We start from the raw sequence: 12569 nt of genomic DNA, 5'->3' as shown, positions 1-12569 counted from the left end.
ATGAGCTATGGCTGCGGATGAATTAAGCAAAGGCGAGCAGATGCCCTCATTGAGAAGGGCAGTTGGTATTTGGGGTTCGTTTAGTTGGGGATATGCTTGCGTAGGGGCAGATATATATATGGCGCTCGGTTTGATCTTGGCTTATGCGATGGGTGCAGCTCCCCTTGCCCTCCTAATTACTGGCATACTCTATGTCCTCATTGGGTTAATCTATACTGAACTTGCAGCTTCTTATCCCGTGGCTGGAGGAGGTCAGTATTATTCCCTAAGAGGATTAGGGGATTTTTGGGGCTTTGTGGCTGGCTGGGCTTTCCTTCTTGATTTCACTATTGATGTCTCCCTTTTTGCCTATGCTTCCGCTGGCTATTTAAATTTCTTTTTCCCTGCATTTCAAAAAAGCAAATGGATACCGATAATTGAAGCGCTTTTTCTCGTTCTTTCAATGATGATTATAAATTTAAGGGGCATACGAGAATCCTCAAGAGTTAACGAGATCTTCTCAGCAATTGATATGTTCAATGAGTCTTTAATAATAATTATCGGCTTCATTTTCGCCTTTAAACCGGAACTTTTTATCCAACAGATAACAACAGAGGTCCCGGGACTGAAACAATTCTTCTATAGTATGACGCTCGCTGTTGTTGCCTTCGTGGGATTGGAAACAATCTCCCAAGCAGCCGAGGAAACTATCAGACCGGCTTCCATTATCCCTCGCACCTCCATTTCCCTTACTTTTGTTGTCCTTATTTATGCCCTCGCCTTTTCCACTCTTGGTGTTGGAAGCCTTGGCTGGAAGCCACTCGCAGAGCATATGAGCGACCCCATCGCATATTTAGCAAAATTCCTTCCCCTAATTGGTTTCGTCGCAGGTCCTTTCACCGCCATTCTCGGCTTTACTCTTCTCTACGCTTCAGCAAACACCGGCGTGATGGGTTATTCCCGAGTGACTTATTCTATGTCCAAGCTCCATCTACTTCCTGGTTGGTTCAGCGGAACCCATCCAAGATATCGGACACCATATCGCACGATTCTCCTCTTCTCTGCTATCGTTATCATTCAACTCGTTCTCGCTGGATTGAGCAAAAGCGCTATGGAAACCCTCGCTGATATGTACGCCTTCGGCGCGCTAACAGCTTATACCCTTGTTTGTATCTCACATCTTCGCCTCCGCATAAAGGACCCTTATACACCACGCCCTTATAAGATTCCCGGTAATCTAAAAATTAAAATTAACGGCTCAGATATAGACTTTCCCGTATTAGGCGTCATCGCTGTTCTCGGCGCATTCTTCTATTTCGTTCTTGTTCTCTGGACCCATCACTTGGCGAGACTCTATGGCTCACTTTGGCTCCTTCTCGGCTTAATCATCTACTTCCTATATAGAAAAAAGAACAACCTCCCTCTCCTTAAAAGCATTGAAAGGGATTGGATTAACGAGCAGATAAGAGTTCTAAAAGAAGCAGGAGAGGTGGAGAATCTGGAAGAATATATAAAGGCGTTGGAGGGAAGAAATGCGTCGGAGGGAAGAAATGAAGGTAAGTAAGCCTGTCCTATATTCTCGCCTTTTCCTGGAGGTTATAATAGTCGCTCTGGGGATAATCATCGTTAAACAAGCTTTCCTTCTCCATGCCTCCACTACTTATCTTCTGATTGGAATAGCTGTAATTGCTTATGGTATATTTAGGCTTTATGGAACGCTTATTCTCCTCTTGAGAGGTAAGAGAGATGGAGGCTAACCTGAGCCCTGTAGGATTAATCATCGCTATTGCCTTTAGCGGAACCGTTGGTTCCATCCTCTGGTGGATGCTTCATCCTCCCGTTTATGTGAGGGTTGCCTTGGAGACAGTGGCTAAAGGGGAGGAGGAGATGCAGGGCTCAATCATTGTCCCAATAACTGGTTCGCCACTATCTGAAAAGCTCCTAAACATAGCCACGAATTTCGCCCAAAGATTGGAAGTCCCTCTCCGCTTCGTTTATGTTATGGAGATACCACTTGTTCTCCCTCCAGATGCGGAGATGCCCGAGGAAAGGGAAAAAGGGGAAAGGATTCTCCTTCACGCTCAAGTTGTTGCGGAGAAAGCAGGTATCATTGCCAAAGGGAAGATAGTGAAGGCAAGGCTTGCGGGAGCGGGAATCGTTCAAGCGGCAAGGGAAGATAACGCAAGTATGATTTTGTTGCTACTTTCCGAGCATCCTGACGAGGAAATTACCTTGGGTAGAAGTGTTCGGTATGTTGTGAGGAATGCTCCCTGCGATGTTCTGTTTTTGAAGCCATCAACCAAAGAGGTGGCTTAAAATGTTGACTTTGGGTCGTCGGGAAATTATAATTCTTATTTGGTGGGCGGTTAGTTCAGCGGGAGAACGTCTCCTTGACGAGGAGAAGGTGGTTGGTTCAACTCCAACACCGCCCACCATTTTTCTTCTATGACCTCGAGAGAAAGGATTATAAAAGCTATAAGAAAGGAAAAAGTTGATAGAATTCCCGTCTCCCCTTGGGGCTTAGGCAAATTGCCACCAGATAGCGATATAGCTAAAGAGCTAATCTCAAAAACCGATATCCTGATGGAGACCTTCTCCGGTGCTGACCCATTCTGGGGTGAGTATATAAATCAAGTTGAACTCATAGGCGAAGGCTTATACCAGTTATCCACTCCCGCCGGCGTTTTCCAATGGAGGATAGCGAAAACGGATATAACTCAAGCTATGAGGGAATTTCCTTTCAAATCCCCAGAGGACGCCGAGAGATTTCTCTCACTTCCCTATGAAAAGCCCTCGCCAACAGCTAAATATTTCCATCAAATGAGAGATTATATTAGAGACGAAGGATTGGTTCTTGTGGGCATACCAAATGGAGTTTGCCTGCCAGCAAGCTTCTTCTCGCCGGAGGATTTTTGCCTCAATTGGGCTTTGAATCCCTCGCTGATAATCAAGCTTACTGAAGTCGGCACGGAAAGAGTGATAAGTATGGTTGAGGATTTATGCAAAGAGGGGGTTGACGCCTTCCGCATAATCGGAGGCGAATATGTGACCCAGCAGCTGGGTCCGAAGGGAGTAGAAGCGCTTCTCAAGCCATATGATACTCCTTTAATTGAAACCATACATCGCTATGGGGCGATAGCTTATTATCATAATCACGGAAAGGTGAAGAGGTTCCTTCCCGATTTGAGAAGCTTGGGAATTGATGCCCTGGACCCTTTGGAGGCGCCCCCTTGGGGCGATGTGAATTTGAAAGAAGCCCAGGAGATGATTGGTGAAGATGTTTGTTTGGTTGGAAATCTTGACGATATGGAGATTCTGAATAAAATTGACGAAGAGATGGTTAAAAAGATAGCGATGGAAAGGATAAAGGATTTGAAACCCATAGGCTTTATTCTTGCCGGAACAGCGTCAGGCATATTCGGCGAGAAGGCAGCCCGCAATTTCATTGCCCTTGCGGAGATGATGGCGAATTGAAGTTTCCAGTTCCTATGCCTGACGGCTCAGTTAAAGAGTTCTCTTTTGAAGGCGAAGGTAGAGATATATATCGTCATTCAGTAGCTCACCTTTTAGCCCATGCGGTGAAGGAACTCTTTCCCGATGTAAAGCTCGGCATTGGTCCAGCGACCGAGGACGGCTTCTTCTATGATTTTCTTAAGGAAACTCCCTTTACGGAAGCAGACTTAGCGAAAATAGAGGAGAAGATGCGGGAGATAGCGAGGAGGAATCTTCCCATAATAAGAAGGGAAATAAGCAAAGAGGAGGCTAAAAATCTATTCTCCCAAAGGGGAGAGAGTCTCAAATTGGAGCTTTTGGACGAGATAGAGGAAGATGTTGTTACGATATATGAGCAAGGCGACTTTGTTGATTTATGCAGGGGACCGCATCTTGAGAATACATCTTATATAAATACAAAAGGATTCAAGCTATTATCCATCTCAAGTGCCTATTGGAAAGGAGAGGAAGGAAATCCTTCTTTACAGAGAATAAAGGGGACAGCTTTCCCCAGTGAAGAGGAATTAGCAGATTATCTTCACTTCCTGGAGGAAGCGGAAAAGAGGGACCATAGAGTTTTGGGTAGAACGCTTGAGCTATTTAGTATAGAGGAGGAAGCGGGGGCGGGGCTGGTTTTCTGGCATCCTAAAGGAGCGATTGTCAGGAAGATAATTGAGGATTTTTGGAAGGAAGAGCATATAAAGAGAGGCTACCAGCTTATTTACACGCCACATATAGCGAGGGCTGACCTGTGGCGCATTTCCGGGCATCTGGAGATGTACAAAGAAAATATGTACCCTCCTATGCAGTTTGAGGATGTGGAGTATATACTGAAGCCGATGAACTGTCCCTTCCATATTTTAGTCTATAAAAGCAAACAGCGTAGTTATAGGGACTTACCTATAAGATACGCCGAACTGGGCACTGTTTACAGATATGAACGCTCCGGCGTTCTTCACGGTTTGCTGAGGGTGAGGGGATTCACTCAAGATGATGCCCATATTTTCTGCACTCCGGAGGATTTAAAGAAAGAAATAGAAGATGTGCTGGAATTAGCCCATTTTATGATGAGAAGGTTTGGCTTTAGGGAATATGTTCATAAGTTGAGCACGCGCCCCGAGAAATATGCGGGGACATTGGAGAGATGGGAGATGGCTGAGGGAATTTTGAAGGAGGTCCTTGAGGAAAGGGGAATAGAGTATATCGTAGATGAGGGAGGAGGAGTATTTTACGGTCCGAAGATAGATATAAGCCTTAGGGATTCCCTTGGAAGATTGTGGCAGGGACCGACTATTCAGGTGGATTTCAACCTACCGGAGCGCTTCAATATAACCTACATAGGTGCGGATGGAAAGGAACATACCGTTGTTATGGTGCATAGGGCGGTTCTGGGGAGCTTGGAAAGATTTATGGGAACTTTAATAGAGCACTATGCAGGAGCCCTTCCTCTTTGGTTATCTCCCGTTCAGGTGAGGATTTTGCCAATAGCGGAAAGGCATATCCCTTACGCTGAAGAGGTGGCGAAAGCAATCAAGGAAAGGAATTTTAGAGTTGAGGTTGACGCGAGAAACGAAACGCTTAATTATAGAATTAGAGAAGCTCAGATGGCTAAAATCCCCTATGCATTAGTTGTTGGCGATAGAGAAATGGCAAGCAAAACAGTTTCCCCTCGCAAGAGAGGGGGAGAAAACTTGTCCCCAATGAGTGTTGAAGAGTTTCTCAATCACTTGACGAATGAAAATGAAACGGATATTATCTAAATTCAACAGAGGGAGGTTGATAATCAATTAGCGAACGTCGTTGGCGAGTAAACGAAGAAATAAGGGCGAGGGAAGTAAGGCTGATAGATGAGAACGGTGTGCAGATAGGCATAGTGCCTATTCAGAAGGCGCAGAGGATAGCAAGGGAGAAGGGGTTGGATTTGGTGGAGGTGGCACCGCAGGCTAATCCACCTGTTTGTAGAATTTTGGATTATTCAAAGTATAAATACGAACAGGAAAAGAAGAGGAAGGAGGAATCTAAGAAGCAAAAGACGCAAGAGGTAAAGGAGATAAGGTTCAGGCTTTTCATAGACGACCACGATTATCAAGTGAAAATGAGGAAGATAAGGGAATTTTTGGAGGAGAGACACAAGGTGAGGGTGGTGGTTTATTTTAGAGGGAGGGAGTTGACATTCACTGATAGGGGTGTGGAGTTGCTTAATAAAATCAAAGAGGCTTTAAAGGAATATGCGATAGTGGAAAGAGATATAAAGATGGAGGGCAGGAGGATGAGCGTTCTCCTGATGCCCAAGAAGAAATGAAAAGGAGGTTTTGGCTATGCCGAAACTGAAGACGAGGAAATCCGCGGCCAAAAGGTTCAAGGTAACCGGCAGCGGTAAGCTTTTGAGGAGGCATACTCGCCTCAACCATCTTATGAGGAAGAAGAGCGAGGCGAGAGTTAGACGCCTTCGCCGAGAGGCGGAGGTGGACAAAACCATGGAAAAGCGGATAAGGAAGCTCATTCCTTATCAATGAATAAGGAGGTTTAGAAATGACGAGAGTCAAAGGCGGAATCGTAAATAGAAGGAGACATAAGAAGGTTTTGAAGATGGCGGAGGGCTTCCGCGGCGCCAGGAGCAGGCGCTTCATTAACGCCAACGAAGCCGTCCTTCACGCCCTCTATCATTCCTATCGCCATAGGAGGGAACGCAAAAGAGAGTTCCGCAGACTATGGATAGCCAGGATAAACGCTGCCTGCCGTGCCGAGGGGATTAAGTATTCCCTCTTTATGGGTGCTCTTGCAAAACTGGGAATAAAAATCAACAGGAAAGCCCTCGCCGATATGGCGATAAAGGAGCCAGAAGCTTTCCGTTCCTTGGTAGAGAAAGCCAAACAGGCTTTATCTACGGTCTCATAATGGAAAAGGCAATAAGCGATATTGAAGAAGAGATAAAGACAATAGAAAAGGAAGCACAGGAACTCCTTGCTATCGCTAAGAGCGAAGAGGAGGTTGAGAAGATAAGGGTTAGTTTCCTCGGTAAGAAGGGAAAACTAACCCAGATGATTAAGGACATCCCCAATTTTCCACCTCAGCAACGCCCCCTAATAGGGCGGGCATTAAACGAGTTAAAGAACAAGTTGAGTGAGGCGATTGAAACTCGCCTCTCCTTCCTTCGTTCTATCTCCCGTAAAAGGGGGATGATAGATGTTACCCTGCCAGGAATTCGCCCCCAATTCGGTAGGAAACATCCCCTCACGCAAGTAATTGATGAGATTAAGAGCATATTCATCGGGCTCGGTTTTGAGGTCGTTGAGGGACCGGAGATTGAAACGGAATACCATAATTTCATCGCTCTTAACATCCCTCCCGAACACCCTGTTCGGGATGAACACGATTCCTTTTATATAACGGATGACATCCTCCTTCGCACGGAAACATCAGCGGTACAGATAAGGGTTATGGAGGCAAGAAAACCCCCCATTCGCATCATCGCTCCCGGTAGAGTATTCAGAAGAGACCAAGTAGATGCTACTCACTCCCATACATTCCATCAGGTTGAGGGGCTAATGGTTGATAAGGGAATAACCTTCTCTGATTTGAAGGGGGTTCTCACCCTTTTCTGTGAGAGGATGTTCGGGAAAGATGTCAAGATGCGCTTCCGTCCCGACTATTTCCCTTTCACCGAGCCATCCGCTGATGCCTCTATTTCCTGCATAATGTGCGGTGGAGAAGGGTGCAGGGTCTGTTCGTATACGGGATGGTTGGAGATTTTAGGCTGTGGAATGGTCCATCCTCAGGTGTTAAGGAATGTGGGTTATGACCCATCTGAATGGCAGGGTTTCGCCTTCGGGATGGGAGTGGAAAGAATCGCAATGCTTAAATATCGCATTGATGATATACGCCTTTTCTTGGAAAACGACCTCAGATTCCTGAAACAATTCTAAATTCATCTAACTTCTATATATGGTTTTATCTTCTCTAATTTCTTCTCGCCTACTCCGGGAACATTTAGAAGCTCGTCAATAGAATAGAACCTTCCCACCGATAGACGGTATTGAATTATTCTCTCCGCTAATGCTGGACCTATACCGGGGAGGGAGGCAAGCTCTTCCTTGGTTGCGGTGTTAACATCTATCTTCCCTAAAGGTATTTGTTGATAATATGGATATTGCCAGTTCATTTGTTGTTGCTGGGGATAGGATTGAGGGGCATAGTTCTGGGGAGGATAGGTGAGCCGTGAAGGAACATTTATCCTCTGCCCATCTTTCAGCTTTGCCACTAAGTTAAGCTTGCTGATATCGGCATCCATCCTCAATCCACCAGCTATCTGAAGAGCATCTTCAACCCTTGAACCAATAGGCAATCTATATATCCCTGGATTCGTCACCGCTCCTTCCACCTGAACAGTCACATACTTAACTTGAGGTGGATTTGTCCTGCTTGTTCTCCATGCGGTTAAAATCGTGCCGATGATTCCAAGGAATAATATGATTAAAAGAGCCTTCCTTTCCCCTGGCGTAAGGTCAAACCCTTTAGCCAATTTAACCGTCTTTTCTCTCCAATTCCTCCACTATTTTCTCTCCCATTTCCTGCGTGGAGAGGAGTATCTTCCCTTTGCTCATAATATCTGGCGTGCGGAAACCCTTCTCTAAAACCCTTAATACAGCATTTTCTATGGCTTTCGCCTCTTCCTCCAATTGGAAAGAAAAGCGAAGCATCATCGCCGAGGATAATATCGTCGCTATGGGGTTTGCTATCCCTTTCCCCGCTATATCGGGTGCGGAGCCGTGAACAGGCTCATACATCCCGAAGCCATCCCCCCTTATGCTTGCGGAAGGAAGCATACCTATGGAGCCAGTGAGCATCGCCGCCTCGTCCGAGAGGATATCGCCGAAAGTATTCTCCGTTAATATCACATCAAATTGGCGGGGATTCCTTATCATCTGCATAGCCGCATTATCCACATAAAAATGATAAAGCTTTACCTCTTGATAATCCTTGGCTACCTCGTTCACTACCTCCCGCCAAAGCCGAGATGTCTCCAATATGTTTGCTTTATCAACGGAATGAACAATCCTCCGCCGATTCATCGCTATTTTGAAGGCTACCTGCGCAATCCTTATTATCTCGCTTTCGGAGTATACCATAGAGTCAACAGCTACCCACTCGCCATCCAATTTCCTTCTCTCCTTCGGTTTTCCGAAATAAAGACCACCCGTAAGCTCCCTCACGATAATCATATCGGTTCCCTTCAATACGTTTTTCTTCAAGGGTGAAGCGTCTATTAAGGGAGGGAAAAGAATGACGGGGCGAAGGTTGGCGAAGAAATCAAAATTCTTCCTCAAGGTTAAAAGCGCTGCCTCTGGCCTGAGATGAGGAGGTAGATTATCCCATTTGTCACCTCCAACCGCCCCTAGAAGTATCGCATCAGATTTTTCGCAAATCTCCATTGTCTCTGCCGGAAGTGGGACGCCTGTTTCATCATAGGCGCTGCCGCCCACAAGAGCTTCCTTAAAATGAAATTTGTGCCCGAATTTGTCTCCTATCGCTTGCAAAACACGAACCGCTTCCCTTACCACCTCCTTCCCTATTCCATCTCCAGGCAATACTGCTATTTTGAACTCAGCCACTTAGACGCCTCCTCGCATAACCTATCAATCCGCCCGAATTGATAATCTCCTGCAAAAACGGTGGAAAGCTTTGCGTTGCGCATTCCTTACCCTTGGTTATGTTTCTCACCTTGCCCTCTTCAAAATCCACTTCTATCTCATCCCCATCTTCAACCTCCAGTCCTTCGGGACATTCCACTATTGGCAGACCGATGTTTATCGCGTTTCTAAAGAAGATGCGAGCAAAAGACTTGGCAACTATGCACTGGATTCCCGCTCCTTTTATCGCCCAAGGGGCGTGTTCACGAGATGAACCACAGCCGAAATTTTCTCCCGCTACGAGGATATCCCCCTCTTTGATTTTTGAGGGGAATTCATCATCATACCCTTCTAAGCAGTGCTTAGCCAATTCAGCTGGGTCAGTGGAGGTTAAATACACAGCCGGTATTATCTGGTCTGTATCTATATTATCGCCAACTGTTATCGCTCTTCCCTTTATCTTCAATTATATCACCTCTTCAGGGTGTGCTATCCTTCCCTTAATCGCGGAAGCTGCAGCAACAGAGGGGCTTGCCAGATATACCTCGCTATCCTTGTGCCCCATTCTACCTGGGAAATTGCGATTCGTCGTTGCCACTGCTTTCTCCCCCTTTCCCAAAACTCCCATATGCCCTCCCAGACAGGGACCGCAGGTAGGAGGAGATATCGTTGCCCCCGCTGAGGAAAATATCTCCAATAAACCCTCTTTGAGGCTTTCTTCCCAAATCCTTTGCGTTGCGGGTATGACAATCAAGCGAACATCCGGGTGAACTTTCTTATCCTTCAATATCCTTGCCGCTCTTCTCAAATCCTCCAATCTCCCGTTGGTGCAGGAGCCTATCACAACTTGGTCTATGCGGATGTGAGTTAGTTCCCTGACTGGCTTCACATTTGAAGGAGAGAATGGGCAAGCAACTTGGGGTTCAATATGGGAGCAATCTATTTCCACGATTTCATCAGCATCTCCAAGCTCTATGATTGGAAATTCCCTTTTTGCCCTTCGTCTCAGATAATCAATCGTTATCTGGTCGACAGGGATGAGCCCTGTTTTACCACCCGCTTCAATCGCCATATTGGACATAGTGAACCTATCCGCCATACTCAACTTGCTTATTACCTCGCCGCAAAACTCCATTGCCTTATAACGAGCTCCATCAACTCCTATTTTGCCGATAGTGTAAAGAATTAAATCCTTGCCCTCTACGAAAGGTTGAAGGGTTCCATAATAAATGAGACGCATAGTTTTGGGAACGCGAAGCCAAATCTCGCCGAAAGCCATAGCGAAGGCGGCGTCCGTGGAGCCGACGCCGGTTGCAAAGCTTGAGAGAGCGCCATAAGTGCAGGTATGGGAATCCGCCCCCACCACCAAATCACCGGGAATGACGAGTCCCTCGTCGGGCAAGAGGGTGTGTTCTATACCTCCCCTACCTATCTCGTAGAAAATGATACCTTGCTCCCTTGCGAATTCTCGCATTAACCTCACATTTTCCGCTGATTGAACATCTTTGCAGGGAGTGTAATGGTCGGGGACGAGGACGATTTTACTTCCATCAAAGACTTTCTTCGCTCCCATTTTCTGAAACTCTTTGATAGCGAGGGGAGCGGTTATATCGTTTGCGAGGACGAGGTCAACCCTCGCCATAACGAACTCATCTGAATGCACTTCCTTACCAACTTTTGAAGAGATAATTTTTTCCGCTATCGTCATAATATTTTTATTTTATTCGCCATGGTCGCTTTAGACAAGCCTGTAGTCTCACCACTTCTTGGCTCTCCGGATGCGCATTCGCCAGATGATTGCGATTAGATTGAGGGAGAAGACGAGGGTTAAAAGAACCAAGGTGGCTCCATATTGAATGGAAAGAGGTGCATCGGGAACCTGGGTTGAGATGACATAGACATGATAGGGAAGCGCCATAACCTCGTCAAAGGGGGATTTGGGCAAACGGGGAAGATAGAAAGCGGCACAGGTGAAAAGAATGGGCGCGGTTTCACCCGCCGCCCTGCTTATGGATAGAATAGCTCCTGTAGCGATTCCTGGCAGAGCATTGGGCAGGATAATCTTCCATATGGTTTGCCATTTCGTCGCCCCTAAAGCTAAACTCGCTTCCCTAAAAGACATCGGAACAGCTCTTAGCCCTTCCTCAGCTGCGGTTATAACTATGGGCAAAACGAGAATGGAGAGGGTAAAAATCCCGGCGAGCAAAGAAACACCGAAGTGGAATAACATAACGAAAACAGCTAAACCAAAAAGCCCGTAAACAACGGAGGGAACTCCCGCAAGGTTTACTATCGCTATCCTGACCAGACGAGAGATTTTCCCCTTAGGTGCATATTCGTTGAGATAGATGGCGGTTATTATGCCGAGGGGGAGGGAGATAAAAGCTGTTCCAAGGGCTAAATATAGAGTGCCTACAAGGGCGGGGAATATCCCACCCGCAGTCATTCCCTCTTTGGGATATCCAAAGATGAATTTAAAGCTGAGGACGGGAATGCTATGGTATATAAGGAGCGCAAATATGAAGAGGAGGGGAAGGACGGTTAGGAAAGTGATGATTGCCAATAAGGTAAATATCACTCGTTGATATCTCATCTTTTCTGCCTGCTTATAACCCAATCGGCGATGAAGTTTACCACAAAGCTGATGAGGAAGAGGATGAGCCCAATTGCGAAAAGGGCTTGATAGTGCAAGCCACCCTGCACAACCTCTCCCATTTCCATCGCTATCGTTGCGGTCATCGTTCTAACGGGTTGGAGAAATGTGTGGGGTATGACGGCTGCGTTGCCGGTTACCATCAGAACAGCCATCGTTTCCCCTATCGCCCTTCCCAAGCCGAGCATAGTGGCAGCCAAAATGCCTGGCTTCGCAGCGGGAAGGAGCACATTCCTTATTGTCTGCCAATGAGTTGCCCCCAGCGCGAAAGAAGCTTCCTTATAATCTCTTGGCAAGGCGGAAAGGGCATCTTCCGATATGCTGGTGATGGTGGGAAGCGCCATAAATGCTAAAGTTATGGAACCGGCTAAAGCTGTTAGTCCAGTTGGCAAATGAAAGGCTTGCTTAATAATTGGTACCAAAATCATAAGACCTATGAATCCCAAAACAACTGAGGGTATTGCAGCTATCAACTCCATAACCGGTTTCAAAATCTCCTTCGCCCAGCGAGGAGCTACCTCACTGATATAAATTGCGCAGGCAACGCCGAGGGGAAGGGATATGGCTATCGCTCCAATTGTCACTAATAGAGAACCCAACAGCAAGGGAATTAAACCGAATTTGGGGGGAGCGCTCGTGGGATACCAATTCTTTCCAAAGAAGAATTCCTTTAAAGGATAGCGGATAAAGAAAGTAAAGCTTTCCTTAAAAAGGAAGAGAAATATTAGAAAAAGAATAATAACTCCACTTATTCCACCTATGAATATTATCTTCTCAATAATGCTTTCCCCTATGTTATTCCTCTTCATAAGCAG

Annotated in this window: 15 protein-coding genes and 1 tRNA gene; 10 read left to right on the top strand and 6 right to left on the bottom strand. The window is 46.2% G+C overall.

The window, feature by feature from the left end:
- Positions 1-7: 7 nt before the first annotated feature.
- The 10 genes from H5T88_02340 (at position 8) to pheS (ending at position 7397) form a co-directional block, all read left to right on the top strand.
- On the top strand, positions 8-1543 hold the full coding sequence (locus tag H5T88_02340) for an APC family permease (protein ID MBC7329176.1): 1536 nt from the start codon (positions 8-10) through the stop codon (positions 1541-1543).
- Complete coding sequence (locus tag H5T88_02335; protein MBC7329175.1) at positions 1530-1736, top strand: hypothetical protein; 207 nt, start codon at positions 1530-1532, stop codon at positions 1734-1736. The genes H5T88_02340 and H5T88_02335 overlap by 14 nt, the downstream gene beginning before the upstream one ends.
- Entirely contained in the window at positions 1726-2295 is a 570-nt protein-coding gene (locus H5T88_02330) for a universal stress protein (protein MBC7329174.1), read from the top strand. Before H5T88_02335 ends, H5T88_02330 begins: the two co-directional genes overlap by 11 nt.
- Before the next feature lie 44 nt (positions 2296-2339).
- A tRNA-Val gene (locus H5T88_02325) sits at positions 2340-2414 on the top strand.
- Between the two features lie 10 nt (positions 2415-2424).
- On the top strand, positions 2425-3453 hold the full coding sequence (locus tag H5T88_02320) for a hypothetical protein (GenBank protein MBC7329173.1): 1029 nt from the start codon (positions 2425-2427) through the stop codon (positions 3451-3453).
- 14 nt (positions 3454-3467) lie between these two features.
- A complete protein-coding gene (thrS, locus tag H5T88_02315; protein ID MBC7329172.1) occupies positions 3468-5231 on the top strand; it encodes a threonine--tRNA ligase in 1764 nt (587 codons plus the stop codon).
- A 26-nt stretch (positions 5232-5257) separates the two neighbouring features.
- A complete protein-coding gene (locus H5T88_02310) occupies positions 5258-5773 on the top strand; it encodes a translation initiation factor IF-3 (GenBank protein MBC7329171.1) in 516 nt (171 codons plus the stop codon).
- Between the two features lie 16 nt (positions 5774-5789).
- Complete coding sequence (rpmI, locus tag H5T88_02305; protein MBC7329170.1) at positions 5790-5987, top strand: 50S ribosomal protein L35; 198 nt, start codon at positions 5790-5792, stop codon at positions 5985-5987.
- Positions 5988-6003: 16 nt separating this feature from the next.
- Complete coding sequence (rplT, locus tag H5T88_02300; protein MBC7329169.1) at positions 6004-6369, top strand: 50S ribosomal protein L20; 366 nt, start codon at positions 6004-6006, stop codon at positions 6367-6369.
- Positions 6370-6389: 20 nt separating this feature from the next.
- Entirely contained in the window at positions 6390-7397 is a 1008-nt protein-coding gene (gene pheS, locus H5T88_02295) for a phenylalanine--tRNA ligase subunit alpha (protein MBC7329168.1), read from the top strand.
- A gap of 2 nt (positions 7398-7399) precedes the next feature.
- Here pheS and H5T88_02290 read toward each other — a convergent pair whose 3' ends face one another.
- Genes H5T88_02290 through pstC form a run of 6 tightly spaced genes read right to left on the bottom strand, consistent with a single transcriptional unit; the run spans position 7400 to position 12563 of the window.
- Positions 7400-7993: a helix-hairpin-helix domain-containing protein gene (locus tag H5T88_02290; protein ID MBC7329167.1), complete on the bottom strand. Its 594-nt coding sequence runs from the start codon at positions 7991-7993 to the stop codon at positions 7400-7402.
- Between the two features lies 1 nt (position 7994).
- A complete protein-coding gene (leuB, locus tag H5T88_02285; protein ID MBC7329166.1) occupies positions 7995-9083 on the bottom strand; it encodes a 3-isopropylmalate dehydrogenase in 1089 nt (362 codons plus the stop codon).
- A complete protein-coding gene (locus tag H5T88_02280; protein ID MBC7329165.1) occupies positions 9076-9567 on the bottom strand; it encodes a 3-isopropylmalate dehydratase small subunit in 492 nt (163 codons plus the stop codon). Before H5T88_02280 ends, leuB begins: the two co-directional genes overlap by 8 nt.
- Entirely contained in the window at positions 9568-10809 is a 1242-nt protein-coding gene (leuC, locus tag H5T88_02275; GenBank protein MBC7329164.1) for a 3-isopropylmalate dehydratase large subunit, read from the bottom strand. It lies immediately after the preceding gene.
- A 48-nt stretch (positions 10810-10857) separates the two neighbouring features.
- Complete coding sequence (gene pstA, locus H5T88_02270) at positions 10858-11694, bottom strand: phosphate ABC transporter permease PstA (GenBank protein MBC7329163.1); 837 nt, start codon at positions 11692-11694, stop codon at positions 10858-10860.
- On the bottom strand, positions 11691-12563 hold the full coding sequence (gene pstC / locus H5T88_02265; protein ID MBC7329162.1) for a phosphate ABC transporter permease subunit PstC: 873 nt from the start codon (positions 12561-12563) through the stop codon (positions 11691-11693). Before pstC ends, pstA begins: the two co-directional genes overlap by 4 nt.
- Positions 12564-12569 lie beyond the last annotated feature (6 nt).

The sequence above is a fragment of the bacterium genome (assembly GCA_014360495.1).
GTDB lineage: Bacteria > Armatimonadota > JACIXR01 > JACIXR01 > JACIXR01 > JACIXR01.
Note: the sequence above shows the minus strand (reverse complement) of the source record. Positions and strands in the feature narration are given on the sequence as shown.